This window comes from Micromonospora sp. WMMD987 (assembly GCF_029581435.1).
Classification (GTDB): Bacteria; Actinomycetota; Actinomycetes; order Mycobacteriales; family Micromonosporaceae; genus Micromonospora; species Micromonospora rifamycinica.
In genome coordinates, this window is sequence record NZ_CP120861.1 from 799,701 (window position 1) to 826,350 (window position 26,650).

Genomic DNA, 26,650 nt, shown 5'->3' on the forward strand with positions numbered 1-26,650 from the left:
CGGCCACCCGGGCGTCCTCGCACCACCGTACGCTCATCTGCCCACAGGTGGGGGATGCGACTTGCGCATGTCGTGACTGAGCTGCGGCGATGATCACGGTGGGTGGCCGCGGCGGCTGTCGCGACCACCCACCGTGACGGGTGTGACTAGAGCCGCTCGACCACGTAGTCGACGGCGGCGGTGAGCGCCTCCACGTCGGCCGGCTCCACCGCCGGGAAGAGCGCGACCCGCAGCTGGTTGCGGCCGAGCTTGCGGTACGGCTCGGTGTCGACGATCCCGTTGGCGCGCAGCACCTTGGCGATCGCGGCGGCGTCCACCCCGTCGGCGAAGTCGATGGTGGCGACCACGTTGGAGCGCAGGGTCGGGTCGGTGACGAACGGGGTGGCGAAGTCGGCCCGCTCGGCCCAGCCGTAGACGATCTCGGCGCTCTCGGCGGTGCGCTTGGCCGCCCAGCTCAGGCCGCCCTGCGAGTTCATCCAGTCGGTCTGCTCGGCGGCCAGGAAGACGGTCGCCAGCGCCGGGGTGTTGTAGGTCTGCTCCAGCCGCGAGTTGTCGATCGCGGTGACCAGGTCGAGGAAGGCCGGGATGTACCGGCCGGACGACTTGATCTCGGTGGCCCGCTCCAGCGCGGCCGGCGACATCAGGGCCAGCCAGAGGCCACCGTCGGAGCCGAAGCACTTCTGCGGGGCGAAGTAGTAGACGTCGGTCTCGCCGACGTTGACGTCCAGGCCGCCCGCGCCGGAGGTGGCGTCGACCAGCAACAGCGAGCCCGGGTCGGCGTCGGCCACCCGGTTGATCGGCACCGCGACACCGGTGGAGGTCTCGTTGTGCGGGGTGGCGTAGACGTCCACCCCGGCCTCGGCCAGCAGGCCCGGGGCGCTGCCCGGCTCGGCCTTGCGGACGGTCGGCTCGCCGAGGAACGGCGCATCCTTGACCGACTTGGCGAACTTCGCGCCGAACTCGCCGAAGCTGGCGAACTGGGCCCGGTCGCGGACCAGGCCGAACGTGGCGACCTCCCAGAAGGCGGTGGCGCCGCCGTTGCCGATGACCACCTCGTAGCCCTCGGGGAGGGAGAAGAACTCGGCGATGCCCCGGCGCAGCCGGGCGACCTCGGCGCGGACGGTCTGCTGCCGGTGCGAGGTGCCCAGGTAGCTGGTCGCCACGTCGGCGAGCGCGGAGACCGCCGCGGGACGGACCTTGGACGGCCCGCAGCCGAACCGCCCGTCGGCGGGCTTGATGTCGTCGGGAATCCGGATGGTCGGTGCGTCAGCCACGGTTCTCTCGATCCTTCCGCATGGGCGAGGGCGGGGCCCTTCGACGGCGCGGACCTGCGGCGGACGCGCGCTGGGGCGCGATGCGGCCTGGTCCGGGCCTGGTCCGGCGACTCTGCCGGCCTTCATCCTCGCACCCGGGGCGGCCCGGCTGCCGGCTGGTCCCAGGCCTGCGCCTGAGGCGTCGGACACACCGGGGACGGGTGGCCGGCCCACGCGGAAGGGGCGTCGACCGCCGGTCGACGCCCCTCGCGGAGTACCCGTGCTCAGACGCCGTGCGGGATGGCGTCCCAGCCCTCCACCTGCTGCGGCTTGCGGGTCTCCGGCCCGACGTAACGGGCGGACGGCCGGACCAGCCGCTGGAGCTTCTTCTGCTCCAGGATGTGCGCGGACCAGCCGCCCATCCGGGCGCAGGTGAACATCGAGGTGAACATGTGCGCCGGCACCTCGGCGAAGTCCAGCACCACGGCCGACCAGAACTCGACGTTGGTGGCGAGGACCCGGTCCGGGCGGCGGGCCTGGAGCTCGGCCAGCGCGGCCTTCTCCAGCGCCTCGGCCACCTCGAAACGGGGTGCGCCCAGCTCGCGGGCGGTGCGCCGGAGCACCCGGGCGCGCGGGTCCTCGGCCCGGTAGACCCGGTGGCCGAAGCCCATCAGCCGCTCGCCCCGGTCGAGGACGCCCTTGACGTACCCCTCGGCGTCGCCGCTGCGCTCGACGGCCTCCAGCATGGTGAGCACCCGGGAGGGGGCGCCGCCGTGCAGCGGGCCGGAGAGCGCGCCGATGCCCGACGAGATGCAGGCCGCGGCGTCCGCGCCGGTGGAGGCGACGATCCGGGCGGTGAAGGTGGAGGCGTTCAGGCCGTGCTCGGCGGCCGAGATGAAGTACGCGTCGACGGCCTTGACGTGCCGGGGGTCCGGTTCGCCCCGCCAGCGCTTCATGAAGCGCTCGACGATCGTCTCGGCCTTGTCGATCTCCTTCTGCGGCACCGCCGGCAGGCCGAGGCCGCGGGCGGACTGGGCGACGAAGGAGAGCGCGGTCACCGAGACCCGGGCCAGGTCGGCGCGGGCCTGGGAGTCGGAGATGTCGAGGAGCTGACTGAGCCCCCAGTACGGGGCGAGCATGGCGACCGCGGACTGCACGTCGACGCGGATGTCACCGGAGTGCACCGGCACCGGGAACGGCTCGGCCGGCGGCAGGCCGGGGCCGAAGCGCCCGTCGACCAGCAGCGCCCAGACGTTGCCGAAGGAGACCTGGCCGATCAGATCCTCGATATCCACGCCCCGGTAGCGCAGCGCGCCACCCTCGCGGTCCGGTTCGGCGATCTCGGTCTCGAAGGCCACGACGCCTTCGAGGCCCGGTTTGAAGTCGGCCATGTCGTCTCCTGGCTTCTGGCTCGGTACGCCCGCCACGGGCTCGGTCCGGCCCGGTACCTTAGGCGACCCTCAGGGATGTGTTCGTGCCATCTTGCCTGGTGAGTAACCAGGTGCGCGACCCGCTGCGACTGTGCTGCACGCGACATCCCCGCCGCTGGACGTCGGAGCCCCTGCCGTGAGACTGATCAGTGGGCTGACCAGCGTCGTCAGGACGCGGCACGCCCGGCGAGGGGGAGAATGACGTGACGGGCGACACACCCGCCCTGGCGGGCATGCGCAACGAGTACGCCGCCGACCGGGGCCTCACCGAGCGGGAACTGGCCGCCGACTGGCCCACCCAGTTCGGCCGCTGGCTCGCCGACGCGGTCGCGGCCGGGCTGCCCGAGCCGAACGCGATGGTCCTCGGCACCGCCGACGCCGCCGGTCGGCCCAGCGGCCGGACCGTGCTGCTCAAGGAGTACGACCGGGAGGGTTTCGTCTTCTACACCAACCACGACTCGCGCAAGGGCGCCGAGCTGGCCGTCAACCCGTGGGCCAGCCTGGTCTTCCCCTGGTTCCCGATGCAGCGGCAGGTGGTGGTGACCGGTCGGGTCGGGCGCGTCGACCGGGCCGAGACCGAGGCGTACTTCGCCACCCGGCCGCGCGGCTCCCAGCTCGGCGCCTGGGCGAGCACCCAGTCCGAGGTGGTGCCGGACCGGGCCGCGCTGGAGGAGGCGTACCGGGTGGCGGCGGAGCGCTTCCCGGCCGGCACGCCGGTCCCGGCGCCCCCGCACTGGGGCGGGTTCCGGGTCCGTCCGGAGTCGGTGGAGTTCTGGCAGGGCCGGGCCGGCCGGCTGCACGACCGGCTGCGGTTCCGGCGGGTCGGGGGGGACGACTGGGTGGTCGAGCGGCTGGCACCGTGACCGCCGTCAGGGCGGCCCGGTCGGGTGGCGTCCGCCGCTGGGCGATCGACCTGCGCCCGCTGCGGATCCCCGCGTACCGTCGGATGTGGCTCGGCAACACGGTGGCGATGTTCGGCTTCCAGTTCACCGCGGTCGCCGTGCCGGTGGAGATGTACGAGCTGACCCGGAACTCGTTCTGGGTGGGCCTGCTCGGGGTGGCCGGCTTCCTGCCGTTGCTGGTCTTCGGACTGTGGGGCGGGGCGGTCGCCGACGCCCGGGACCGACGGCGGGTGCTGCTGGTCGGCTCGGGGCTGCTCTGGGTGTCGGTGCTCGGCCTGCTCGGGCACGCGCTGTCCGGCCTCGGCAGCCCGGTGCTGCTGCTGGCGCTGGTGACCGTGCACTCGATCGCGTTCGCCATCAGCTCGCCGGCCCGGTCGGCGATCCTGCCCCGGCTGCTGCCGCCCGAACTGGTCCCCGCGGGCAGCACCCTGAACTACACCACCTTCACCGCCGCGGCGGTGGCCGGTCCACTGGCCGCCGGCCTGGTCTTCGCCGCCTTCGGCACCGGTGCCGGGCTGCCGGTCGCGTACGCCGCCGACGCGGTGTTGTTCACCGCGCTGGTGGTGGCGACGCTGCGGCTGCCGGCGATGCCGCCGGCCCCACCCGCCGAGGGCGAGGCGCGGCGGGGCGGCCTGGCCGGCATCCTCGACGGCTTCCGCTACCTCGCCACCACCCCGGTGCTGCTCTCCTCGTTCGCCATCGACCTGATCGCGATGACCCTGGCCATGCCCCGGGCGCTCTTTCCCGAGGTGGCGCAGGAGCGGTTCGGCGGCGGCGCGGTGGTGGGCTGGCTCTACAGCGCGATCGCGATCGGCGCGATGCTGGGCGGCCTGACCTCCGGGTGGATCGGCCGGCTGCGCCGGCAGGGGCTCGCCCTGGTGGTGGCGGTGGTCGGCTGGGGGCTGGCCGTCGCGGCGGCCGGGCTGGCCCGCCAGCTCTGGCTGGTGGTGCTCCTGCTCGCGGTGGCCGGCGCGGCGGACCTGGTCAGCGCGGTGCTGCGGCAGTCGCTGCTGCTGGTCTACGCGCCGGACCGGATGCGCGGCCGGCTCCAGGGGGTGAACACGGTGGTGGTGGCCGGTGGTCCGCGCCTCGGCGACCTGCGGGCGGGGGCGGTGGCGGCCGGGTTCGGCCCCGGCGTCGCCTGGGTCGGTGGCGGGTTGCTCTCGGCGGCGTTGGCGGTGCTGCTGGTGGTCAGCTTCCCGGCCCTGCTGCGCTACCGGGCCGGCACGGCGACGGCACGGCAGGGCGGCTGATCCCCGCCCGGTGGGACGGTGCGCCGGGTCCGGCGGGCGGAGCAGGGCACCGACTAAGGTCACGGCATGGACAACGCCGCACAGCGCCCCGCCTCCGGTACACAGTGGACCATCGCCGCCGACGGCCACGAGGCCGTCATCGTCGAGGTCGGCGGTGGGGTACGGACGTTCCGGTGGAACGGGGTGGACTACCTCGATAGCTACGCCGAGGACGAGATCAGTCCCGGCAGCGCCGGACACGTGCTGGCCCCCTGGCCGAACCGGATCCGGGACGGGAAGTACACCTTCGGCGGCCGGTCGTTGCAGCTCGACCTGACCGAGCCGGCCCGCGGGGTCGCCCTGCACGGCCTGGTCAACTGGGTGCGCTGGGAGCTGGTCGAGGAGTCCGCCGACGCGGTGACCCTCGGCTACGACCTGCCGCCGACCCCCGGCTACCCGTGGCCGTTGCGGCTGCGCAGCCGGTGGAGCGTGGGGGCGGACGGGCTGCGTGCCGAGCACGAGGTGACCAACACCGGGGTCGAGACCGCGCCGTTCGGGTTCTCCGTGCACCCGTACCTGCGGCTGGCCGGGGTCGCGGTGGACGACCTCACGATGCGGCTGCCGGCCCGCAGCCGGCTCCAGGTCGACGCCCGGTTGCTGCCGATCGGGGCGACCCCGGTGGCCGGCACCGAATACGACTGGACCACCCCCCGGCCGATCGGTGAAGCGCAGCTCGACCTCTGCTTCGGTGACGTGATCCGGGACGACGACGGCGGCTCGTCGGTGACCCTGGCCGCCCCCGACGGCACGGACGGGGTACGGCTCTGGGCGGACCGGGAGTTCGGCTGGTGGCAGGTCTTCACCGGCGACGCGCTCACCGGGGAACGGCACCGCCGATCGGTGGCGGTGGAACCGATGACCTGCCCGCCGGACGCGTTCCGGTCCGGCCGGGACGTGATCGAGCTGGGCGCGGGACAGACCTGGCGGGGCAGCTGGGGCATCCGGCCCGGGGCCTGAGCATGGAGTTCGCCGAGGTGGTCCGGCGACGCCGGATGGTGCGCAACTACGACCCGGACCGGCCGGTGCCGCCGGAGGTGGTGGACCGGCTGCTCGACCACGCGGTCCGGGCCCCGTCGGCCGGCTTCGCCCAGGGCTGGGGTTTCCTGGTGCTGGAGGAGCCGGCGGACCGGGAGCGGTTCTGGACGGCGGCCACCCCGGACGGCGGTGGCCGCCGACGGTGGCTGGCGGGGATGCGCCGGGCCCCGCTGATCGTGGTGCCGCACGCCAACCGGACCGCCTACCTGGAGCGCTACGCCGAGCCGGACAAGGGCTGGACGGACCGCTCGGAGGACCGCTGGCCGGTGCCCTACTGGTACGTCGACACGGGTTTCGCCGCGCTGCTGATGCTGCTGACCGCCGTGGACGAGGGGCTGGGGGCGTGCTTCTTCGGCATCCCGCCCGACCGGGTGCCGCCGTACCGGGAGGCGTTCGGGGTGCCGGCGGAATACCATCCGATCGGTGCGATGACGGTGGGTTACCGGGCGCTGGACCACCGGTCACCGTCGCTGCGGCGGGGTCGCCGACCGGTGGACGAGGTGGTGCGGCGCGGTCGGTGGAGTTGATCCTGCTTCGTACCCTGCGCGGGTAGGTGTCGGGGTTACCGGAACCGGCAACGGGGAGCAGAACGTGGTGTGGCAGGGGCGGATAGGCTGGCACGGTCATCGGTGCCGCACGGTGCGGTATCCCGGCGTGACCCGGCACCACGCCGAGGGTCGGCCTGACCACGGGGAGGGGAGCGTGCCGTGATCTTCAGAGCGGTCCGGGACGGGCGTCCCTACCCGGAACACCACCTGACTCTCAAGCAGTGGGCGGAGATCCCACCGCGTCCGCTGCGGTTGGACCAGCTCATCACCACCAAGCGCGAGCTGGCGCTGGACAAGCTCCTCGCCGAGGACTCCACCTTCTACGGCGACCTGTTCCCGCACGTGGTGGAGTGGGGCGGCGGTCTCTACCTGGAGGACGGTCTGCACCGGGCGCTGCGGGCCGCGTTGCAGCAGCGCAACCAGATCCACGCCCGGGTGCTGGTCTTCAGCGGTCAGCCCGAGACGTCCGCCTGAGCAGTCGTTAGGGTGGCGACCATGGGCGCTGCGCTGGACCTGCTGGACGTCGACGCCTCGCTGAGCGGGGAGGAGCGGCAGATCCGGGCCGTCGTCCGCCGGCTCGTCGACGAGCGGGTCCGCCCGCACGTCGCCGGCTGGTACGAGGACGGCCGGGTTCCGGCGCGCGAGCTGGCCCGCGAGTTCGGCCGGCTCGGGCTGCTCGGCATGCACCTGACCGGGTACGGCTGCGCCGGCGCCTCGGCCGTGGCGTACGGGCTGGCCTGCCTGGAGCTGGAGGCCGGCGACTCCGGCGTCCGCTCCCTGGTGTCGGTGCAGGGCTCGCTGGCCATGTACGCCGTCTGGCGCTTCGGCAGCGAGGAGCAGAAGCAGCGCTGGCTGCCCGCGATGGCGGCCGGCGAGGCGATCGGCTGCTTCGGCCTGACCGAACCGGACCACGGCTCCGACCCGGCCTCGATGGTGACCCGGGCCCGCCGCGACGGCGACGACTGGATCCTCGACGGCGCGAAGATGTGGATCACCAACGCGCCGGTCGCCGACGTCGGGGTGGTCTGGGCGCGTACCGACGAGGGGGTGCGGGGTTTCCTCGTGCCGATGGACGCCCCCGGGGTGACGGCGCCCGAGATCCGCCGCAAGATGTCGCTGCGGGCCTCGGTGACCGGCGAGATCGTCCTCGACGGGGTCCGGCTGCCGGCGGACGCCCGGCTGCCCGGGGCGGTCGGGCTCCGGGCACCGCTGAGCTGCCTGACCGAGGCCCGGCAGGGCATCGTCTGGGGCGCGCTCGGCGCGGCCCGCGACTGCCTGGAGACCGCCCTGTCGTACGCCACCGCCCGGACCCAGTTCGGCCGTCCGCTCGCCGGGTTCCAGCTCACCCAGGCCAAACTCGCCGACATGGCCGTGGAGTGGAACAAGGGGCTGCTGCTCGCCCTGCACCTGGGCCGGCTGGCCGGGGCGGGGACGCTGCGGCCGGAGCAGGTCAGCGTGGGCAAGCTGAACAACGTCCGGGAGGCGCTGGCGATCGCCCGGCAGTGCCGGACGATCCTCGGCGCGAACGGGATCTCCGGCGAGTACCCGGTGATGCGGCACGCCAACAACCTGGAGAGCGTGCTCACCTACGAGGGCACCTCCGAGATCCACCAGCTGGTCATCGGGCAGCGGCTCACCGGGTTGTCCGCGTTCGGCTGAGACCCTCCGTCACCCGTTCGGGGCACTCGCCGCGCGGACGTCGCACGGTGGCCGTACCGTCATCGACAGAGGCACGTGTCTGACGAGGACGGTGAGGGCGATGGCCCGCGACGGTGAGACCCCCCAGAGTGAGTTCCCCGGCTACCCGACCGCCGACACACTGCGTACCCGGTCGGACGAGCCGGCCGACCCGGAAACCCCACCGGCCGACCCGCCCCGCGCCGGCGGCGGCCAGGCGCGGGGCCTGCTCTGGGTGCTCGGTGCGGCGGCGCTGGTCGTGGTGGTGCTGCTCGGTACCCAGCTGACCGGGATCTTCCCGGACTTCCGTAACCCCTTCGCCAAGGAGCAGACCGACCGCAGTCAGCCGCCGCTGCTCAAGTCGATCCAGGATCTCAGCCGTTACGTCGCGGCGGAGGGCAACTTCCAGGTCGTGGTCGACCTCCAGAACGACCGCAACAACGTGCCGGAGTTCCTGCTCAACCAGCGGACCCTCTTCGTCGGGGCGGGCAGCGTCGAGGCGTACGTGGACTTCGGCAAGATCGCCGAGGGGGCGGTGGTGCCGTCCGCCGACGGCAAGTCCGTCGAGGTCAAGCTGCCCGCGCCGCAGCTCGGCCAGACCAACCTCGACCTGGACAAGAGTTACGTCTTCGCCGAGGAGCGCGGCCTGTTCAACCGGATCGGCGATCTGGTCAAGGGCGACCCCAACCGGCAGCAGCAGGTGTACCGGATGGCCGAGGAGCGGATCACCACGGCGGCCCGGGACAGCGGGCTGACCCAGCGTGCCGAGGAGAACACCCGCAAGATGCTGGAGGGCCTGCTCCGCTCGCTCGGCTACGAGAAGGTCACCATCACCTACACCGCCCCCTGACCGGGGCACCCGCCACCCTCCCCTGGCCCCGGGTCTGCCCTGGCCCCGGGTCTGCCCTGGCCCCGGGTCTGCCCTGGCCCCGGGTCTGCCCTGGCTCCCGGTCTGGTCGGCCGTGGGTCTGACCTGGCTCGGGCTCTGGTCTGGCTCTTGGTCTGACCTGGCTCCCGGTCTGGTCTGGCTCCCGGTCTGACCTGGCTCCCGGTCTGGTCTGGCTCTTGGTCTGGTCTGGCTCCCGGTCTGGTCGGCCCCCGGTCTAACCCGGCTCCGGCTCTGGTCTGGTCGGCTCCCGGTCTGGCGGCGTTGGTGATCAAGGGGTTCACGTCAACCGATCGGGACTGACGCGAACTCCCTTGATCATCGGGGCACAACCCTGTCGGGCGGTGCCCGGCGCGGTCAGTGGGTGGCGGTGGCGTAGCGGTCCTCGTTGGGCATCAGGATCCACAGCACCAGGTAGACGATCACCTGCGTGCCGGGCAGCAGCAGGGAGAGCAGGAACAGCAGCCGGACCAGGGTGGCCGAGGTGTTGAACCGGCGGGCCAGGCCGGCACAGACACCGGCGAGCATGCGCCCCTCGCGGGGCCGGACCAGTTTGCGACTCATCGTCTGACTCCAGTCTGCGGCGATCCGCCGCGCTGTACTCCACGGTAGGAAGTGGCGGCCACCGTGCCCTCCGTCCCGAGGCTGATCCGGTGACCCCGTACCCGTAGGTGGTTACCCGAGTCGGCCTCGGCTGACGCCTCCCGCCGCAGCCCCGCCGCAAGCCGCCGCATCCCGCACTGCCTACCCGCGCCCACAGCCCGCACCGCCCGACCCGGCCGCCACAAGATCATGCTCGATCCTGGTTGTAGTGGCCTCGCCGCCCAGGGATGCCACTACAACCAGGATCGAGCATGATCTTGGCGCGGGGCGCGGGGCGCGGGGCGCGGGGCGCGGGGCGCGGGGCGCGGGGCGCGGGGCGCGGGGCGCGGGGCGCGGGGCGCGGGGCGCAGGGCGCAGGGCGCAGGGCGCAGGGCGCAGGGCGCAGGGCGCGAGGTGAGGCGTGCGTGCGGGGTGCGTGCGGGGCGCGGAGTGAGGCGTGCGTGCGGGGTGCGTGCGGGGCGCGGAGTGAGGCGTGCGTGCGGGGCGTGTACGGGGCGCGAGGCGCGGAGTGAGGCGTGCGTGCGGGGTGCGGGGAGCGTGCGGGGTGGGGGATGGGGGTGGGGGCGCGGAGTGAGGCGTGCGTGCGGGGGTGGGGCAGGGGCGTGTGCGGGGGTGGGGCGTGACGGGGGTGTGGTGGGCCGGGCCGGGTAGGCTCGCCGGTCGACGCCGCCCTTACCCCGGGCGGAATCCGCAGGTCGCCGGGGATCCCGGGTGACCATACGACCCGACCGGACCCGGGACCACCGGGGCGACGGCGAGGAAGAGCAGCGATGATCAGTGTCTTCGACCTCTTCAGTGTCGGCATCGGCCCGTCCAGTTCGCACACGGTGGGTCCGATGCGCGCCGGGCGCACCTTCGTCGCCGGGCTGAAGGCCGACGGGCTGCTGCACACCGTCACCCGGGTACGGGCCGAGTTGTTCGGCTCGCTGGGCGCGACCGGCCACGGCCACGGCAGCGACCGGGCGGTGCTGCTCGGGCTGGCCGGTGAGAGCCCGGAGACGGTGGACACCGACAGCGTCGGTCCCCGGGTCGCCGGGATCCGCGCCCACCGTCGGCTCGCCCTGCTCGGCACCCAGGAGATCGACTTCGTGCCGGACCGGGACCTGGTGCTGCACCGCCGCCGGTCGCTGCCGTACCACCCGAACGGGATGACCTTCGTGGCCTGGGACGCGGCCGGGGCCGAGGTCCGCAGCCGGACGTACTACTCGGTCGGTGGCGGGTTCGTGGTGGACGAGGCGGCGGCCGGTGCGGACCGGATCACGCCGGACAGCACGACCGTGCGGCACCCCTTCTCGACCGGGGCCGAGCTGCTCGACGTCACCACCGGCACCGGGCTGTCGATCAGCGCGGTGATGCTCGCCAACGAACTGTCCTGGCGCGGTGAGGCAGACGTCCGGGCCGGGCTGCTGGACATCTGGCGGGTGATGCGCGAGTGCGTGGCGCGCGGCGGCGAGCGGGACGGGGTGCTGCCGGGCGGGTTGCGGGTCCGCCGCCGTGCCGCCGAGTTGCGCCGCAGCCTGGAGGCCGACGCCGGTTCGACCGATCCGCTGCGCGCGATGGACTGGGTGACCCTGTTCGCGCTCGCGGTCAACGAGGAGAACGCCGCCGGTGGCCGGGTGGTCACCGCGCCGACGAACGGCGCGGCCGGCATCATCCCGGCGGTGCTGCACTACTACACCCGGTTCGTGCCGGGGGCCTCCGACGAGGGGGTGGTCCGGTTCCTGCTGGCCGCCGGGGCGATCGGGGTGCTGTTCAAGGAGAACGCCTCGATCTCCGGGGCCGAGGTGGGCTGCCAGGGCGAGGTCGGGTCGGCGTGCTCGATGGCCGCCGCCGGGCTGGCCGAGGCGCTCGGCGGCACTCCCGGGCAGGTGGAGAACGCCGCCGAGATCGGCATGGAGCACAACCTCGGGCTGACCTGCGACCCGGTCGGGGGGCTGGTGCAGATCCCCTGCATCGAGCGCAACGCGGTGGCTAGCATCAAGGCGATCACGGCGGCCCGGCTCGCGCTGCGCGGCGACGGGGTGCACCACGTCTCGCTTGACAAGGTCATCAAGACCATGCGCGAGACCGGGGCGGACATGAAGGTCAAGTACAAGGAGACGGCACGCGGCGGCCTGGCCGTCAACGTGATCGAGTGCTGAGGGGCGTTCGTTCACCGACTGCTAACCTGTCGTCCGTTGTTGTCAGGCGGGAGGCGACGGTGACCGCAGGCGTCACGGCGTTGTGGTCGCACCGCAACTCACTACGCATCCTGGTCAGACGCGATCTCGCGGTGAAGTACCAGCAGTCCGTGCTCGGTTACCTCTGGTCGCTGATCGAGCCGCTGGGGATGGGCGCGATCTACTTCTTCGTCTTCGGGGTGCTCTACTCCGGGCCGACCAACCGACACCTCGGTGAGGCCGCCGGGTCGTACCCGCTGTTCCTGGTCACCGGCATCTTCGCCTGGATGTGGACCAGTTCGGCGCTGAGCGAGGCGACCAACGCGCTGACCGGGCAGTCCCGCCTGATCACCACGATGAACCTGCCCCGGCAGGTCTTCCCGATCGGCCGGGTCACCGGCCGGTTCGCCGAGTACGTCGCCGGCCTGCCGATCCTGCTGGCCGTCGCCGCCGTCTACGCCGTGCACGGCCGGATCGACCTGGGCTGGTCGCTGCTGAGCCTGCCGCTCGCCGTCGCCGTGCAGGGCATCCTGCTGATCGGGCTGGCCCTGCTGCTGTCGGCGGTCAACGTGCTGATGCGCGACGTGGAGCGGTTCATGCGGCTGGTCATCCGGGTGCTGTTCTACGCCACCCCGATTATCTACCCGTTGAGCCTGGTCCGGGAGTCCGGCATGCCGGGCTGGGTGAAGGTGGCCTACGAGCTGAACCCGCTGGTCGGCATCTTCCAGCTCCAGCACGCCATCTGGTACCCGGACGAGTTCCCGGACGCCCGGCTGCTGACCACCACGGTCGTCGGTAGCCTGCTGGTGCTGGTGGCCGGCTGGTGGGCGTTCCGCCGGCTCGAACCGGCCGTGCTGAAGGAACTCTAGGTGCCGCCGATCATCGAGGCGCAGGGTCTCGGCATCCGTTTCGTCCGCAACCGCCGTCGGCAGCTGCGGCTGCGGGAGCTGTTCATCCACCGGGGCGGCCGGGCCACCACCGCCGGCCAGTTCTGGCCGCTGCGGGACGTCTCGTTCACCGTCGCGCCGGGCGACACGCTCGGCGTGATCGGGCGCAACGGCACCGGCAAGAGCACCCTGCTGCGGCTGATCGCCGGGGTGCTCATCCCCGACGAGGGGCGGATCACCGTCCGCGGCGACGTCGCGCCGCTGCTGGAACTCTCCGCCGGGTTCTCCAACGACCTGACCGGCCGGGAGAACCTCTACCTGGTCGGCGGGCTGCACGGACTCTCCACGGGCTACCTGCGGCGGCACTTCGACGACATCGTCTCGTTCGCCGGTGAGCAGGTGGAACGGGCCATCGACACGTCGGTGCGGCACTACTCGTCCGGGATGAAGGTCCGGCTCGGGTTCGCGATCATCTCGCACCTGCCGCACCCGATCCTGCTGATGGACGAGGTGACCGCGGTGGGCGACGCGGAGTTCCGCCGGAAGTGTTATTCGACGATCGACCGACTGCTCGCGGAGGGGCGCACCTTGGTGCTGGTGTCACACAACGAGAAGGACCTGACCCGGTTCTGCCGTCGGGGGCTCTACCTCGACGGCGGGCGGCTGACCGTGGACGGGACGGTCGCCGAGGCACTCGACGCGTACCACGCCGCGGTGCCGAGGTGACCGTGGCGATCGTGCTCGCCGCCGGTGCGCCGGCCGCGGGCCTGCCCACCGGCACGGGCGTACCCCTGGCCGACCGGCTCGCCGGGCAGTTGCGCGGGGCCGGGGCGGAGCGGGTGCACACCGTCACCGGCCTGGCCGAGCTGGCCGCCCTGGTGGACACGGTCACCGGCCCGGTCCTGGTCACCGGGGCCGACCTGGTCGCGCACACGGCCGTCCTGCGGCACCTGGCGACCAGCCCGGTCGGCCCGACGGTGGCCCTGGTGCTCACCGACCCGCCGGCCGCCGGCCGGACGGTGGTCCGCGAGGAGCGCGGGCAGGTGGTCGCCGCCGGCCCGGAGTTGCCCGACGCGACCGGCGTCTTCGGTGGCGCGCTGCGGGTCGGCGCGGACGACCTGCCGGCGCTGGCCGCCGCGGCCCGCTCGGCGGCCGTCGCCCCGGCGTCAGGTGCCGCCGTGGACCGGCTGTTCGCCGCGTTCACCGACCTCGGCACCCTGACCTTCGCCCACCGGGTACGCCTGCTCGTGGCGCACCGGGTCACCGACCCGGCCGGGCTGGCCGCCGCCGAGGCGGCCCTGGCCGGGGTGGACGAGGACCGGGCGGAGCTGCGGCTGTCGGTGAAGGAACGCGACGACTTCTTCACCACCTACTTCGTCAGCACCTGGTCGCCGTACGTGACCAGGGCGTGTGCCCGGCTGGGCCTGACGCCGACCGGGGTGACCATGGTCTCGGTGCTCTTCGCGGTGGTCGCGGCGGTGCTCTTCGGTGTCGGTGGCCGGGCCGCCCTGGTGGCCGGTGGGATCCTGCTCTACCTGGGGTTCGTGCTGGACTGCGTGGACGGGCAACTGGCCCGCTACACCCGGCACTTCAGCGCCTGGGGCGGCTGGCTGGACACGATGGCCGACCGGGCGAAGGAGTACCTGGTCTACGCGGGGCTGGGCTACGGCGCGACGCACGCCGGGTTCCGGTACGGCTGGGCGCTGGCCATCGCCGCGATGACGTTGCAGACCGTCCGGCACATGACCGACGCCTGGTACGGGGTGCTGCACGACGAGGCGGCCCGGCGTCCCCGCCCTGCCACCCCGGCCGCCGGGGGGATCGGCGGCAAGCTGAACGCCGCGTCGACCCGGGTGCAGGCGGACACCGGCTCGGTGTCGTACTGGTTGAAGCGGACGGTGGTCTTCCCGATCGGCGAGCGGTGGGCGCTGATCGCGGTCACCGCCGCGCTGTTCGGGCCGCTGGTCAGCCTGGTCTCGGTGCTGGTGTGGGGGGTGCTGGCGTTCGGGTACACGGGCGCGTTGCGGACCCTGCGGGCGCGTTGGATGTGGGTGCCGGTGCTGGACACCGTGGACGCGACGCTGCACCGCGACGACGGGCCGGTGGCGGCCCGGCTGCCGGTGGTCCGCCCGATGGGTCCGTTGACCCTGGCGGTGTTCGGGGCGCTCGGCCCGGCGGTGCTGCTGGTGGTGGGGCTGCTGCGGGTGGCCGGCGACGGCGACCCGGGCGGTCTGCGCTGGTGGCTGCCGGTGGCGCTGCTGGTGCTGCTGGTGGCCGGGCTGGGCGCGGGCGCGGCGCACAACGGACCGCTGGACTGGCTGGTGCCGGCGGCGCTGCGGGCCGGGGAGTACCTCTTCGCCGCGGTGGTCGGGGTGGTCGGCGGGGTGCCGGCCTGGCTGGTCTTCGGGTACGTCTTCGTGCTGACCGTGCACCACTACGACCTGACCGCCCGGTTGGAGAAGCGGCAGGCGGCCCCGCCGCTGCACCGGTGGACGCTGGGCTGGGAGGGGCGTTCGGTGCTGCTGGCGGTGGCGGCGATCGCCGGATTTGCCAGCCCTGTCATGGCTACACTCGGTGCGTACCTTCTGGTGGGTTTCGTGGCGAGTGTGGTGCTGGCCTGGGTCGTCCTGCCGGCCCGCGCGGGCCGCGCGGCGGCCGTACCCGTGCGGGGCGGTTCGCCGGGCTGAGACGGGGGCGGCCGGATGACGCTGATCAGCTTCGTCGTACCGGCCTTCCGGGTGCAGGGCTACCTGCGCGAGTGCCTGGACTCGCTGCTCGGCCAGCCGTACCGGGAGATCGAGGTGATCGGGGTCGACGACGGCTCCCCGGACGCCTGCGGCGACATCCTCGCCGAGTACGCCGCCCGCGACCCCCGGGTCCGGGCGGTCCGGCTGCCGGCCAACGTGGGGCTCGGTCCGGCCCGCAACGCCGGGCTGGACCGGGCCACCGGCGAGTACGTCTGGTTCCTCGACGGCGACGACTGGCTCACCCCCGACTGCCTGCCCGAGGTCGCCGACCGGCTCACCGCCACCCGCCCGGACGTGCTGCTGGTCGACCACGTGCGGGTGCACTGGGACGAACGCGCCACCCGCAGCGCCCTGGCGGACGTCTTCGGTGAACCGCCGGGCGTGGCGACCTTCCGGCTGGCGGAGCGGCCGGAGACGGTGCGCCTGCTGCACACCGCCTGGAACCGGTTGGTCCGCCGGGAGTTCCTGACCGGCCTCGGGCTGCGGTTCGCCCCGGGCTGGTACGAGGACGTCGCGTTCAGCTACCCGGTGCTGCTGGCCGCCGGGCGGATCGGGGTGCTCGACCGGGTCTGCGTCAACTACCGGCAGCGCCGCTCCGGAGCGATCACCCGGACCCTCGACGACCGGCACTTCGAGGTCTTCGACCAGTGGCACCGGGTGTTCGCCTTCCTCGACGACCGGCCGGAACTGGCCGGGCTGCGACCGGTCGTCTTCGAGCGGATGATCTGGCACTACCTGACCGTGCTCGGCAACGGCAACCGGATCGCCGCGCCGTTGCGGCCGGCGTTCTTCCGGCGGATCACCGCCGACCACCGGCGCTTCCGCCCGGCCGGGGGGTACCCGGTGCCGGACGGCCTGGACGGGCTCAAGCACCGGCTGGTCGCCGCCGGCCGGTGGCGTACCTTCCGCGCGTTGCGGACCGCCCACCAGGCCCGCGAGCGCGCCCGGAGCGCCGACCGGCAGGCCCGGCCGGTGGTCCGGCGGACCGCGCGGCTGGCCCGGGACGCGCTGCTGCACGAGTACTACCGGGCCGAGCTGCGCCGGCCGATCGACCCGACGCTGGCCGTCTACGCCGCCTACTGGTACCGCGGGTGCGCCTGCAACCCGGCCGCGATCGCCGCCGCCGCCCGCCGGTTGGCCCCGCACGTGCGGGGGGTGTGGATCGTCCGGCGGGACCGGATCGGCACCCTCCCGCCCGGCACCGAGTACGTCGTCGCCGGCACCCGTGACTGCCAGCGGGTGCTGGCCCGGGCCCGCTGGCTGGTCAACAACGTCAACTTCCCGGACTTCGTCCGCAAGCGCCCCGGCCAGGTGCACGTGCAGACCCACCACGGCACCCCGGTCAAGGTGATGGGGCTGGACCAGCAGCGGTACCCGCTCGGCGCGGTCGGGACGGACTTCGCGGGGCTGCTGCGCCGGGTGGACCGCTGGGACTACAGCATCACCTCCAACGCCTTCTCCACCCAGATGTGGGACCGCGCCTACCCGGCGGACTACGTCCGGCTGGAGGTGGGCTACCCACGCAACGACCGGCTGGTCACCGCCACCGCAGAAGAGGTGCGGGCGGTGCGGGCCCGGCTCGGCGTCGACCCGGGTGACCGGGTGGTGCTCTACGCGCCGACCCACCGGGAGCACCTGCCGGGTTACCGGCCGCCGTTCGATCCGTACCGGCTGCTGGCGGCGCTCGGGCCGGTCGGGCGGCTGCTGGTGCGTAGTCACTACTTCCACGACCGGGAGGGGCGGGACCGGCAGCGTACCGGGGGGCGGGTGCGGGACGTCAGCGACGTCGCCGCCGTCGAGGACCTCTACCTGGCGGCCGACGTGCTGGTCACCGACTACTCGTCGGCGATGTTCGACTACGCGGTGCTGGACCGGCCGATCGTGATCTACGCGCCGGACCGGGACGCCTACCGGCTGGCCCGGGGGGTCTACTTCGACGTCACCGCCGAGGCGCCGGGCGCGGTCGCGGTGACCTTCGACGAGCTGTGCGCGGTCTTCCGCTCCGGTGCGGTGACCGGGGCGTCGGCCGACCGGGCGCGGCGGGCGTTCCGGGAGCGGTTCTGCTCCTGGGACGACGGGCACGCCGCCGAGCGGGTGGTCCGCCGGGTCTTCCTCGGGGAACATGGGTGATCCGGGCGGATCGCCGTACTGGCCCGTAATAGGGCTGTCATCAGTCGAACATGGCACGTTTACCCGATGTGCTAACCCGATGATGCTCGTCACAGTCAACCCGGGGTTCGGCCAAGCTGGGGGAGGAGACGGTGACCACCGTCGCGCTGAAGGACGTCACAAAAGTGTTCCCGGACGGGACAGTCGCCGTCGACAACGTCAGTCTCGACGTCGTCGACGGTGAGTTCATGGTGCTGCTCGGCCCGTCCGGGTGCGGAAAGTCGACCGTTCTGCGGATGATCGCGGGGCTGGCCGAGCCGACCAGCGGGGCGGTGATGCTCGACGGCGAGGTCGCCAACGACCTGCCGCCGCGCGACCGGAGGATCGCCATGGTCTTCCAGGACTTCGCGCTCTATCCGCACATGTCGGTCGGTGACAACATCGGCTTCCCGCTGAAGCTGTCCGGGGTCGAGCCGGTGCCGCGGGGGGAGCGGGTGCAGGACGTGGCCAGCGCGCTCGGCATCGGCGACGTGCTCGCCCGCAAGCCGAGCCAGCTCTCCGGCGGCCAACGGCAGCGGGTCGCGATGGGCCGGGCGATCGTCCGCCGGCCGGGGCTCTTCCTGATGGACGAGCCGCTGTCCAACCTGGACAGCGGCCTGCGCGCCGAGCTGCGCGCCGAGATCTCCGCGCTGACCCGCGAGCTGGGGGTCACCACCCTCTACGTCACCCACGACCAGGCCGAGGCGCTGACCATGGCCGACCGGGTGGCCATCATGCGCAAGGGCGTGCTCCAGGACGTCGGCACCCCCACCCAGGTGTACGGCCGACCGGCGACCCTGTACGTCGCCGCCTTCCTCGGCAGCCCCCGGATGAACCTGCTGGAGGCGTCGGTCTACGTCCACCTCGACCGGTACGTCACGCTCACCCTCGGTGACCAGGCGCTCTACCTGCCGTGGGACGACATCCGCAGCCGCGCGGTGGCGCACTACCACGGTGAGCGGATCGTCGTCGGGATGCGGGCCGAGGCGCTCACCCCGGTCGCCCCGGACACCCCCGGCGACGTGCTCCAGGGCCGGGTCCGCTACCTGGAGCACCACGGGCACGAGTCGCTGGCCTTCCTCGACATCGGGGCCACCGCCATCATGGTGGACGAGATGAGCGCCCCCGCCGAGGACGACGCCTCGGGCCAGCGCGGACTGCGCCGGTTCGGTCAGGTCATGTCCCGGCTTACCGGGCGGGCCGGCGAGCCTGAGCAGCCCGCCCCGCCGACGCCCGGCGGCAACCGGGGCAGTGTGCTCAACGACCCCGGCCGGCACCACCGACGCCCCGCCGAGCTGGCGGTCCGGCTCGCGCCGTACCCGGCGATCTCGGCGGGTCATCCGATGGCGGTCGCGGTCCGGATGGACGCCCTGCACTTCTTCGACGAGCGCGGCGACCGGATCGACGTCGGCTGGCGCTGACCCGGCCGGCCCCGTTTCCGTCCGGCCGGGGCCTGCCGGACGGTTCCCACCCGGGCCGTCAAACGGCGGTCGACTATTCGGTAATCGATTGCCTACTCTGGGTGTCTGTGCGAGGTTCGGGGTGCCCCTCACACAGAACGGAGCTGTCATGCGCTTGGTCCACAAGATTCTCGCGGCCACCGCCGTCACCGGCGCGACCGCGGTGACCCTGCTGGCCGGTGCGGCCCCCGCGTCCGCCGTCGCCAACGGGGTCGGCTACTACTCGGGTTACGGGTCGGGCCCCTCGTCCACGTTCGCCGTCTGGTCGGCGGAGAACGACGCCAAGTGGAAGGCCCAGTTGGGCGGCTTCAACCCCATCATCGACTGCCGCACCATCTTCAGCAGCAGCACGAAGATCAGCGACTACACCTACACCGCCAACGTCCAGCTCCTCTGCTCCAACGCCAGCTGACGCCACCCCACACCGAGTGCGGCGGGGGTGCGTCGGCTGGTCGGCCAGCCCCCGCCCCCGGGTGGCTTCCCGCGCCGGCTGCCGGAGCGCGACCCGGTGGCCTTGTCCCTAAAGTTACTGAATAGTAACGTCAGGGCATGCTCATCGACTCGCGCCAGGTGGCGGCCGAGGTCCTCGGGGCCGTGCCGTTCGCCCGCACACTCGCGCTCGACATCGTCGAGGTCGCGCCCGAGGCTGAGGGCGGGGTCCGGGCGGTCGTCCGGCTGCCCGACACGCCGGCCACCCACAACCACGTCGGCGGCCCGCACGCCGGGGCCATGTTCACCCTCGGCGAGACCGCCTCCGGCGCGGTGGTGATGGCCGCGTTCGGGCAGGTGCTCGACCGGGCCACACCGCTCGCCGTGCGGGCCGACATCGCGTACCGGCGGGTGGCGATGGGCGAGGTGCTGGCCACCGCGCGGCTCGGTCGCACCCCGGCCGAGGTGCTCGCCGAACTGGACGCCGGGCAGCGCCCCGAGTTCCCGGTCGCGGTGGAGATCGGCACGCCCGACGGGACCGTCACCGCCACCATGACCGTCCTGTGGACGCTGCGCCCCAACCGCTGACCCGCGTGGCGGGGGTTTGCCCGGGTGGGGCGGTGGATAGATTCGTAGCGTGCTGGGCCTACCTGCTCATGTGACCGCCTGCCTCTTCGACCTCGACGGCGTGCTGACGCCCACCGCCCTGGTGCACAACGCCGCCTGGAAACAGACCTTCGACGACCTGCTGCGCCGGCACGCCGAGGCCGGCGGCGAACCGTTCCGGCCGTTCGATCCCGGCCCGGACTACCACCGCTACGTCGACGGGAAACCGCGCGCCGACGGGGTCCGCTCGTTCCTCGCCTCCCGGGGCATCACCCTGCCCGAGGGGAGCCCCGACGACCCGCCCGACGCGGAGACCGTCAACGGGGTCGGCAACCGCAAGAACGTCGTCCTGCTGGACCGGATCCGGCACGACGGCGTGGAGGCGTACCCGGGCTCGGTGGACTACCTGAAGGCGGCCGAGCGGGCCGGGCTGCGCCGCGCGGTGGTCTCGGCCAGCGCCAACTGCCGCGACGTGGTCGCCGCCGCCGGCCTGGAACCGCTGTTGGAGGTCAGGGTCGACGGGCTGGTCGCCCGCGCCCGGGGGCTGCGCGGCAAGCCGCACCCGGACACCTTCCTCGCCGCCGCCGAGCTGCTCGGGGTGGCCCCCGCCGACGCCGCCGTCTTCGAGGACGCGCTGGCCGGGGTGGCCGCCGGCCGGGCCGGCGGCTTCGGCCACGTGATCGGCATCGACCGGGTCGGCCAGGCCGACGAGCTGCGCGCCCACGGGGCGGACGTGGTCGTCACCGACCTCGGCGACCTGCTCACCGGGTCGGCCACGTGATCCGGGAACGGGCCTACCCGGTCGAACCCTGGCACGTCCGGGAGACCCGCCTCGACATGGACGTGCTGGCCCAGTCCGAGTCGGTCTTCGCGCTCTCCAACGGTCACATCGGGCTGCGCGGCAACCTCGACGAGGGCGAGCCGCACGGCCTGCCCGGCACCTACCTCAACTCGTTCTACGAGCTGCGTCCGCTGCCGTACGCGGAGGCCGGCTTCGGCTTCCCCGAGTCGGGACAGACGATCGTCAACGTCACCAACGGCAAGCTGATCCGGCTGCTCGTCGACGACGAACCCCTCGACCTGCGGTACGGCGAGCTGATCAGCCACGAACGTGTCCTCGACCTGCGGGCCGGCACCCTGCACCGGGAGATGCACTGGCGGTCGCCCGCCGGCCGGGAGGTGAAGGTCCGCAGCACCCGGCTGGTCTCCTTCACCCAGCGCTCGGTCGCCGCGGTCGACTACGAGGTGGAGGCGGTCAGCGGCCCGCTGCGGCTGATCCTCCAGTCCGAACTGGTCGCCAACGAGAGCCTGCCCGCACAGAGCAGGGATCCCCGGGTCGCCGCCGTGCTGGAGTCACCGTTGCAGGCCGAGGAGGAGCTGACCACCGACGACGGCGGCCTGCTCATCCACCGCACCAAGGTCAGCGGGCTGCGGGTGGCCGCCGGGATGGGCCACGACGTGACCGCCCCCGGCCGGACCACCATCGAGTCCGAGGGCTACCAGGACTGGGTCCGGACCACCATCGGCTGTGTGCTCCAGCCCGGCGAGACCCTGCGGGTGGTCAAGTACCTCGCCTACGGCTGGTCCAGCCGGCGCTCGCTGCCCGCGCTGCGCGACCAGGTCGGCGCGGCGCTTGCCGCCGCCCGGCTGACCGGCTGGGACGGGCTGCACCGGGAACAGCGCACCTACCTCGACGGGTTCTGGGACGCCGCCGACGTCCGGGTCGAGGGCGACCCGGAGGTGCAGCAGGCGGTCCGGTTCGGACTGTTCCACGTGCTCCAGGCCGGGGCGCGGGCCGAGCGGCGACCGATCTCCGCCAAGGGGCTCACCGGCCCCGGCTACGACGGGCACGCCTTCTGGGACACCGAGATGTTCGTCCTGCCGGTGCTGACGTACACCCAGCCGGGCGCGGTACGCGACGCCCTGTACTGGCGGCACGCCACCCTGGACCAGGCCCGGGAGCGGGCCCGCACGTTGAACCTGGCCGGCGCGGCGTTCCCGTGGCGCACCATCGAGGGGCCGGAGTCCTCGGCGTACTGGCCGGCCGGCACCGCCGCCTTCCACATCGCCGCCGACGTCGCCGACGCGCTGCGCCGCTACGTCCTGGTCACCGGCGACGAGCAGCTCGAACGCGACATCGGCCTGGAACTGCTGGTGGAGACCGCCCGGCTGTGGCGCTCGCTGGGGCACCACGACCGCAACGGCCGGTTCCACCTCGACGGGGTGACCGGCCCGGACGAGTACACCGCGGTCAAGAACGACAACATCTACACCAACCTGATGGCCCAGCGGAACCTGCTCGCCGCCGCCGACTGTGCGATGCGCCTGCGCGACGCGGCGCTCGACCTCGGGGTGACCGACGAGGAGGCGGCCGAGTGGCGCGACGCCGCCCAGGCCATGCACATCCCGTACGACGAGGACCTCGACGTGCACGAGCAGGTGGAGGGTTTCACCCGGCTCCAGGAGTGGGACTTCGCGCGCACCCCGACCGAGAAGTACCCGCTGCTGCTGCACTACCCGTACTTCGACCTGTACCGCAAGCAGGTGGTCAAGCAGGCCGACCTGGTGCTGGCGATGCACTGGCGGGGGGACGCCTTCACCGACGCGCAGAAGCTGCGCAACTTCCTCTACTACGAGCGGCGTACGGTGCGGGACTCGTCCCTGTCCGCCTGCACCCAGGCGGTGCTCGCGGCCGAGGTGGGCCACCCCGAGCTGGCCCACAGCTACCTGCGGGAAGCCGCGTTGATGGACCTGCACGACCTGAACGAGAACACCCGCGACGGCGTGCACATGGCGTCGCTGGCCGGGGCGTGGATCGCGTTGGTGGCCGGCTTCGGCGGGCTACGCGACCACGACGGCACGCTGTCGTTCGCCCCGAGGCTGTCCAGCGGGTTGAGCCGGTTGGAGTTCTCGTTGCAGTGGCGGTCGATGCGGCTGCGGGTGGACGTCCGACCGCACCAGACGACCTACTCGCTGCGCAACGGCGGTCCGGACACGGCCGTGGAGCTGCGGCACCACGGCGAGCCCGTCCGGGTCACCTCCGCCGCGCCGGTCACCGTCCCCGTGCCGCAGGCCAGGGCGGGCGGCCCCGAACCGGAGCAGCCGGCCGGCCGGTCCCCGCTGCTGCGCCTCCCGGAGTCCCGCGCCTGACGGTCTGCGCCTCCCGGGCGTCCCGCGCCTGACCGTCGACCCCGGTGCCCGGCCCGGCACGGCCGGGCACCGGTGGGGAGGGTCGCTGCCACTTCCGCGACGGCGACCCTCCCCACCGTGCACCCACCGGCTAGAACTGGGGGCCGTTGGACGGGCGGCCACCGGCGTCGCGGGGCGCGATCGCCCGCGGATCCTCCGGGGTACGGGCCTGCGCCGCCTCGTCCGCCCAGTCGGGAGCGCGCTCGGCGTCCGGTTCGGGTCGGTCCTGCGTGATGGTCCGGGTCTGCTGACGTGCCTTCCGCTTGGCCATGGCGAAACCTCGTGATCCGTGCGGGGCGCGGACGCGCCGGTGTCGACGTCACCCGCGTCTTCCCACCCGTCGCCATCGCAAACGGAGGTTCAGCCGTCGAGGTGGCGGGTGAAGGCGAGCCGCAGGTGGTTCTTCGGCCGGGCGCCGACGATCGAGCCGACCACCACCCCACCGACGAAGACCAGCAGGGTGGGCAGCGACAGCACCCCGTAGGCGCGGGCGGTGGCGGGATTCGCGTCGGTGTCCACCGTGACCACCAGCAGCCGGTCGCCGAACTCCCCGGCCAGTTCGGCCAGCTGCCGGGAGGTGCCGACGCAGGGCGGGCACCAGTCCGCCCAGAAGTCGACCACCACCGGTCGGTCGGCGGCCAGCACCGTGGCGGCGAAGGTGGCGTCGGTGACGGCGGTCAGTGCTCCCGCTGCCGTGTCCTGAGGCATGTTTCCTCCCGTTGCGTGATGGCCTGGGCGAGCTGTTCGTGCAGCTGGCGTCGTACCGTGCCGAGCCGGTCGAGGTAGGCGTCCACCTCGGCCAGCTTGCGGCGCAGCACGGCGACCGAGTCCGGGCAGGCGTCCCCGGAGGCGTGACCGGCCCGCAGGCAGGCCACGAACGGCCGGATGTCGTCGAGGCCGAAGCCGATCGCCAGCAGTGCCCGGATCTCGTGCACCACCCGCAGCTCGGCCTCGTCGTACACCCGGTAGCCGTTGGCCGACCGGCGTGGCCGGACCAGCCCGTGCGTCTCGTAGTACCGCAGCGTGCGGGTGCTCGTGCCGGCCCGTTCCGCCAGCTCACCGATCAGCATCCGACCTCCTCGGCCTTCCCCGGCGTCACGCTAGACCTTGTCGCCGGTGTCAAGGCAACGGGTGAGAGCGCCCACCGGGCGGGTAACCACCGCCGACCGCACGACCGGGAGGGGGCGGCACCATGGGGGTACGCGCCGAGGCGACGGTGTCGCTGCGGGACGCCAGGCTGCCGGCCGACGTCGACGGGCCGGACGACGCGACGGGCGTGGTGCTCTTCGCCCACGGCAGCGGCAGTTCCCGGCACAGCCCGCGCAACGTGGCGGTGGCCCGGGTGCTCCAGCGCCGGCGGCTGGTGACCGTCCTGGTGGACCTGCTCACCGCCGAGGAGGACGCGCTCGACGCCCGGACCGCCGAGCGGCGTTTCGACATCGACCTGCTGGCCGGTCGGCTCGCCGGTACCGTCGACTGGCTCACCGCCGAGCCCACGCTGGGTCGGCTGCCGGTCGGCCTGTTCGGGGCGAGCACCGGTGCCGCCGCCGCCCTGGTGACCGCCGCCGGACGCCCGGAGCGGATCGCCGCGGTGGTGTCTCGGGGCGGCCGACCGGATCTGGTCGGTCCGGCCCTGGCCGGGGTACGCGCGCCGACGCTGCTGCTGGTGGGCGGCCTCGACGACCAGGTGGTCGCGCTCAACGAGCAGGCCACCGGGCGGCTGGCCGCCCCGCACGAACTGCGGGTGGTGCCCGGTGCCGGTCACCTGTTCGAGGAGCCGGGCACCCTCGAACAGGTGGCCGACGCCGCCGCCGACTGGTTCGTCCGGCACCTGCCCGTCCCGGCCTGACCGCTGGGGACCTCCGGCGGTCAGGCCGGTCAGGCCGGGACGGCGGGTGGGTCGTCGGTCAGGCCGGGACGGCGGGTGGGTCGTCGGTCACGCCGGGACGGCGGGTGGGTCGTCGGTCACGCTGGGACGGCGGGTGGGTCGTCCCGGCCGTGGTGCGGGCGGTGCTGCGGCGGGGTCGACGCGGCCTGCTCGCGGTGCCGCTGGACGGTGTCGACCACCCGGTAGGCGACCGCCGCGATCGGCACCGAGACGAACGCGCCGGCGACCCCGGCGATCAGCGTGCCGGCCGTGACCACCACCAGGATCACCGCCGGATGGAGCTGCACCTGCCGCTTCATGATCAACGGTTCCAGCAGGTTGCCCTCGATCTGCTGCACGGCGATCACCGCCGCCAGCACCAGCAGCGCCGTGGTCGGGCCGTTGGCGGCCAACGCCACCAGGACGGCGACCGCGCCCGCCACCGTCGCCCCGATGATCGGGACGAAGCCGCCCAGGAAGGTGATCAGCGCCAGTGGCAGCGCCAACGGCACCCCGAGCAGCACCAGCGCCAGCCCGATGCCGATCGCGTCGATGGCCGCGATGATCATCGTGCCCCGGCTGTACGAGCCCAGCGTGCGCCAGCCGGCCCGGCCCGCCTCGGCGGTCACCGTACGGTTCGGGCCGGTCAACCGCCGCAACACCCAGTGCCACATCGACCGGCCGTCCTTGAGCAGGAAGAACAGCAGCACCAGGGCGAGCAGCGCGGAGCCGAACACCTCGGCGGCCGTCCGGGCCCCGCCGACCGGATCGGGGGTGCCGCCGCCCAGGCCGTCACGGACCTGCCCGACCAGCTTGTCGAGCTGGGCGTCACTGACCGGCAGAGTCCCGGTGACGAAGTCGCGGGACCGTTGCAGCCCCTCGTCGAGCTGCTGGCTCAACTCCCCGAACTGGGCGGCGGTCAGGTTCCACACCAGCACCCCCACCCCGACCAGCACCCCGAGCAGCAGCAGGACGGTCAGCAGCGCGGCGGGCGCCGCGGGCACCCGCAACCGGCGCAGGCCCAGCAGCACCGGGTCCAGCAGCGCGGTGAGGAAGAGGGTGACCGCCACCGCGATCGCCAGCGGGGCCAGCAGCACCGCGACCCTCCCCAGCAGGTAGAGCCCGACCACCACGACCACCAGGCAGGCGCTCCACACCACCGCCGTGCGGACCAGCCAGGGCAGCGACGCCCAGGTCTGCCGTGGGCTCGGCCGGGCGCCCGCAGCCGTCACCTCGGGCGTACGCCCGGCATCGTCCTCGACCACGTTGATCCTCCTCGGTCTCGGCGGGGTCGATACCCGACCGGGTCGGCCGCGACACCCGGTGACTCAACGTCGCGCCGGTCGGTCGGTTCCGGTCAGGACGGTCCCGCCCGGACGGTGGACCGCATGGCGCACGTCGGCCGGGCCGGCGGGACGCTGTCCAGGGGAGTGCGCCCCTGGTAACTATCGACAGATATCGCTACTATCCGCAGTCGGGGCATGACTCACCGTGGAGTTGTGTGGAGAGGGCCGGCACGCGGCACCCGCGGG

General features: G+C 73.4%; 25 protein-coding genes. 18 read left to right on the forward strand and 7 right to left on the reverse strand.

Features of this window, described 5'->3' with window-relative positions; translation table 11 throughout:
* Positions 1 to 146: 146 nt before the first annotated feature.
* A complete protein-coding gene (gene serC, locus O7612_RS03600) occupies positions 147 to 1,274 on the reverse strand; it encodes a phosphoserine transaminase (protein ID WP_067312524.1) in 1,128 nt (375 codons plus the stop codon).
* 263 nt (positions 1,275 to 1,537) lie between these two features.
* Positions 1,538 to 2,644 (reverse strand): citrate synthase 2, encoded by a 1,107-nt coding sequence (locus tag O7612_RS03605; RefSeq protein ID WP_089004080.1) that lies wholly within the window; start codon positions 2,642 to 2,644, stop codon positions 1,538 to 1,540.
* 272 nt (positions 2,645 to 2,916) lie between these two features.
* Here O7612_RS03605 and pdxH point away from each other — a divergent pair, with 272 nt between their 5' ends.
* From pdxH to O7612_RS03640, 7 genes are all read left to right on the forward strand, one after another.
* Positions 2,917 to 3,546: a pyridoxamine 5'-phosphate oxidase gene (gene pdxH / locus O7612_RS03610; RefSeq protein WP_282273783.1), complete on the forward strand. Its 630-nt coding sequence runs from the start codon at positions 2,917 to 2,919 to the stop codon at positions 3,544 to 3,546.
* A complete protein-coding gene (locus O7612_RS03615) occupies positions 3,543 to 4,838 on the forward strand; it encodes an MFS transporter (protein WP_282270423.1) in 1,296 nt (431 codons plus the stop codon). The genes pdxH and O7612_RS03615 overlap by 4 nt, the downstream gene beginning before the upstream one ends.
* 66 nt (positions 4,839 to 4,904) lie before the next feature.
* Positions 4,905 to 5,834 carry an aldose 1-epimerase family protein gene (locus tag O7612_RS03620; protein WP_282270425.1) on the forward strand — a complete coding sequence of 310 codons (930 nt, stop codon included), beginning with the start codon at positions 4,905 to 4,907 and terminating at the stop codon, positions 5,832 to 5,834.
* A 2-nt stretch (positions 5,835 to 5,836) separates the two neighbouring features.
* Positions 5,837 to 6,439, forward strand: coding sequence for a nitroreductase family protein (locus O7612_RS03625; protein ID WP_282270427.1), 603 nt, complete (start codon positions 5,837 to 5,839; stop codon positions 6,437 to 6,439).
* 180 nt (positions 6,440 to 6,619) lie between these two features.
* Entirely contained in the window at positions 6,620 to 6,934 is a 315-nt protein-coding gene (locus tag O7612_RS03630; RefSeq protein WP_282270429.1) for a type II toxin-antitoxin system VapB family antitoxin, read from the forward strand.
* A 21-nt stretch (positions 6,935 to 6,955) separates the two neighbouring features.
* The gene (locus O7612_RS03635) at positions 6,956 to 8,119 is read left to right on the forward strand and encodes an acyl-CoA dehydrogenase family protein (protein ID WP_282270431.1); all 1,164 of its coding nucleotides are present in this window, start codon (positions 6,956 to 6,958) and stop codon (positions 8,117 to 8,119) included.
* A 100-nt stretch (positions 8,120 to 8,219) separates the two neighbouring features.
* The gene (locus O7612_RS03640; RefSeq protein ID WP_282270433.1) at positions 8,220 to 8,987 is read left to right on the forward strand and encodes a DUF4230 domain-containing protein; all 768 of its coding nucleotides are present in this window, start codon (positions 8,220 to 8,222) and stop codon (positions 8,985 to 8,987) included.
* 393 nt (positions 8,988 to 9,380) lie between these two features.
* On the opposite strand, the gene O7612_RS03645 is transcribed toward O7612_RS03640, so the two are convergent.
* The gene (locus O7612_RS03645) at positions 9,381 to 9,587 is read right to left on the reverse strand and encodes a PspC domain-containing protein (RefSeq protein WP_282270435.1); all 207 of its coding nucleotides are present in this window, start codon (positions 9,585 to 9,587) and stop codon (positions 9,381 to 9,383) included.
* Positions 9,588 to 10,396: 809 nt separating this feature from the next.
* Here O7612_RS03645 and O7612_RS03650 point away from each other — a divergent pair.
* From O7612_RS03650 to O7612_RS03695, 10 genes are all read left to right on the forward strand, one after another.
* Positions 10,397 to 11,767, forward strand: coding sequence for an L-serine ammonia-lyase (locus O7612_RS03650; RefSeq protein ID WP_282270437.1), 1,371 nt, complete (start codon positions 10,397 to 10,399; stop codon positions 11,765 to 11,767).
* Positions 11,768 to 11,826: 59 nt separating this feature from the next.
* Positions 11,827 to 12,654 carry an ABC transporter permease gene (locus O7612_RS03655; RefSeq protein ID WP_282270439.1) on the forward strand — a complete coding sequence of 276 codons (828 nt, stop codon included), beginning with the start codon at positions 11,827 to 11,829 and terminating at the stop codon, positions 12,652 to 12,654.
* Positions 12,655 to 13,398 carry an ABC transporter ATP-binding protein gene (locus O7612_RS03660; protein ID WP_067315695.1) on the forward strand — a complete coding sequence of 248 codons (744 nt, stop codon included), beginning with the start codon at positions 12,655 to 12,657 and terminating at the stop codon, positions 13,396 to 13,398.
* 41 nt (positions 13,399 to 13,439) lie between these two features.
* On the forward strand, positions 13,440 to 15,359 hold the full coding sequence (locus O7612_RS03665) for a DUF5941 domain-containing protein (RefSeq protein WP_282273784.1): 1,920 nt from the start codon (positions 13,440 to 13,442) through the stop codon (positions 15,357 to 15,359).
* A 15-nt stretch (positions 15,360 to 15,374) separates the two neighbouring features.
* On the forward strand, positions 15,375 to 17,549 hold the full coding sequence (locus tag O7612_RS03670) for a bifunctional glycosyltransferase family 2 protein/CDP-glycerol:glycerophosphate glycerophosphotransferase (protein WP_282270443.1): 2,175 nt from the start codon (positions 15,375 to 15,377) through the stop codon (positions 17,547 to 17,549).
* 131 nt (positions 17,550 to 17,680) lie between these two features.
* Entirely contained in the window at positions 17,681 to 18,988 is a 1,308-nt protein-coding gene (locus O7612_RS03675; protein WP_282270445.1) for an ABC transporter ATP-binding protein, read from the forward strand.
* A gap of 148 nt (positions 18,989 to 19,136) precedes the next feature.
* Positions 19,137 to 19,439, forward strand: a complete 303-nt coding sequence (locus O7612_RS03680; protein ID WP_282270447.1) for a hypothetical protein — start codon at positions 19,137 to 19,139, stop codon at positions 19,437 to 19,439.
* Between the two features lie 137 nt (positions 19,440 to 19,576).
* A complete protein-coding gene (locus O7612_RS03685) occupies positions 19,577 to 20,044 on the forward strand; it encodes a DUF4442 domain-containing protein (protein WP_282270449.1) in 468 nt (155 codons plus the stop codon).
* A 49-nt stretch (positions 20,045 to 20,093) separates the two neighbouring features.
* Positions 20,094 to 20,843, forward strand: coding sequence for a beta-phosphoglucomutase family hydrolase (locus tag O7612_RS03690; protein WP_282270451.1), 750 nt, complete (start codon positions 20,094 to 20,096; stop codon positions 20,841 to 20,843).
* A complete protein-coding gene (locus O7612_RS03695; protein WP_282270453.1) occupies positions 20,840 to 23,212 on the forward strand; it encodes a glycoside hydrolase family 65 protein in 2,373 nt (790 codons plus the stop codon). Before O7612_RS03690 ends, O7612_RS03695 begins: the two co-directional genes overlap by 4 nt.
* A 130-nt stretch (positions 23,213 to 23,342) precedes the next feature.
* Here the strand turns inward: O7612_RS03695 and O7612_RS03700 are convergent, their stop codons facing one another.
* The 3 genes from O7612_RS03700 to O7612_RS03710 form a co-directional block, all read right to left on the reverse strand.
* On the reverse strand, positions 23,343 to 23,522 hold the full coding sequence (locus O7612_RS03700; RefSeq protein ID WP_282270455.1) for a hypothetical protein: 180 nt from the start codon (positions 23,520 to 23,522) through the stop codon (positions 23,343 to 23,345).
* A gap of 89 nt (positions 23,523 to 23,611) precedes the next feature.
* Positions 23,612 to 23,959: a thioredoxin domain-containing protein gene (locus tag O7612_RS03705; RefSeq protein WP_282270458.1), complete on the reverse strand. Its 348-nt coding sequence runs from the start codon at positions 23,957 to 23,959 to the stop codon at positions 23,612 to 23,614.
* Positions 23,929 to 24,321 carry a MerR family transcriptional regulator gene (locus O7612_RS03710; protein WP_282270460.1) on the reverse strand — a complete coding sequence of 131 codons (393 nt, stop codon included), beginning with the start codon at positions 24,319 to 24,321 and terminating at the stop codon, positions 23,929 to 23,931. Before O7612_RS03710 ends, O7612_RS03705 begins: the two co-directional genes overlap by 31 nt.
* A gap of 122 nt (positions 24,322 to 24,443) precedes the next feature.
* On the opposite strand from O7612_RS03710, the gene O7612_RS03715 reads away from it, so the two are divergent.
* Positions 24,444 to 25,100: a dienelactone hydrolase family protein gene (locus tag O7612_RS03715; protein ID WP_282270463.1), complete on the forward strand. Its 657-nt coding sequence runs from the start codon at positions 24,444 to 24,446 to the stop codon at positions 25,098 to 25,100.
* 116 nt (positions 25,101 to 25,216) lie between these two features.
* Here O7612_RS03715 and O7612_RS03720 read toward each other — a convergent pair whose 3' ends face one another.
* Positions 25,217 to 26,383, reverse strand: a complete 1,167-nt coding sequence (locus O7612_RS03720) for an AI-2E family transporter (RefSeq protein ID WP_282270465.1) — start codon at positions 26,381 to 26,383, stop codon at positions 25,217 to 25,219.
* Between the last annotated feature and the right edge of the window lie 267 nt (positions 26,384 to 26,650).

Bases quoted from the DNA above. Each gene is read 5' to 3' on its own strand.
- O7612_RS03685 (WP_282270449.1), top strand. From the start codon at position 19,577: ATGCTCATCGACTCGCGCCAGGTGGCGGCCGAGGTCCTCGGGGCCGTG.
- O7612_RS03635 (WP_282270431.1), top strand. From the start codon at position 6,956: ATGGGCGCTGCGCTGGACCTGCTGGACGTCGACGCCTCGCTGAGCGGG.
- O7612_RS03650 (WP_282270437.1), top strand. From the start codon at position 10,397: ATGATCAGTGTCTTCGACCTCTTCAGTGTCGGCATCGGCCCGTCCAGT.
- O7612_RS03705 (WP_282270458.1), bottom strand. From the start codon at position 23,959: ATGCCTCAGGACACGGCAGCGGGAGCACTGACCGCCGTCACCGACGCC.
- O7612_RS03715 (WP_282270463.1), top strand. From the start codon at position 24,444: ATGGGGGTACGCGCCGAGGCGACGGTGTCGCTGCGGGACGCCAGGCTG.
- O7612_RS03670 (WP_282270443.1), top strand. From the start codon at position 15,375: ATGACGCTGATCAGCTTCGTCGTACCGGCCTTCCGGGTGCAGGGCTAC.
- O7612_RS03710 (WP_282270460.1), bottom strand. From the start codon at position 24,321: ATGCTGATCGGTGAGCTGGCGGAACGGGCCGGCACGAGCACCCGCACG.
- pdxH (WP_282273783.1), top strand. From the start codon at position 2,917: ATGCGCAACGAGTACGCCGCCGACCGGGGCCTCACCGAGCGGGAACTG.
- O7612_RS03605 (WP_089004080.1), bottom strand. From the start codon at position 2,644: ATGGCCGACTTCAAACCGGGCCTCGAAGGCGTCGTGGCCTTCGAGACC.
- O7612_RS03640 (WP_282270433.1), top strand. From the start codon at position 8,220: ATGGCCCGCGACGGTGAGACCCCCCAGAGTGAGTTCCCCGGCTACCCG.
- O7612_RS03625 (WP_282270427.1), top strand. From the start codon at position 5,837: ATGGAGTTCGCCGAGGTGGTCCGGCGACGCCGGATGGTGCGCAACTAC.
- O7612_RS03680 (WP_282270447.1), top strand. From the start codon at position 19,137: ATGCGCTTGGTCCACAAGATTCTCGCGGCCACCGCCGTCACCGGCGCG.
- O7612_RS03700 (WP_282270455.1), bottom strand. From the start codon at position 23,522: ATGGCCAAGCGGAAGGCACGTCAGCAGACCCGGACCATCACGCAGGAC.
- O7612_RS03645 (WP_282270435.1), bottom strand. From the start codon at position 9,587: ATGAGTCGCAAACTGGTCCGGCCCCGCGAGGGGCGCATGCTCGCCGGT.
- O7612_RS03620 (WP_282270425.1), top strand. From the start codon at position 4,905: ATGGACAACGCCGCACAGCGCCCCGCCTCCGGTACACAGTGGACCATC.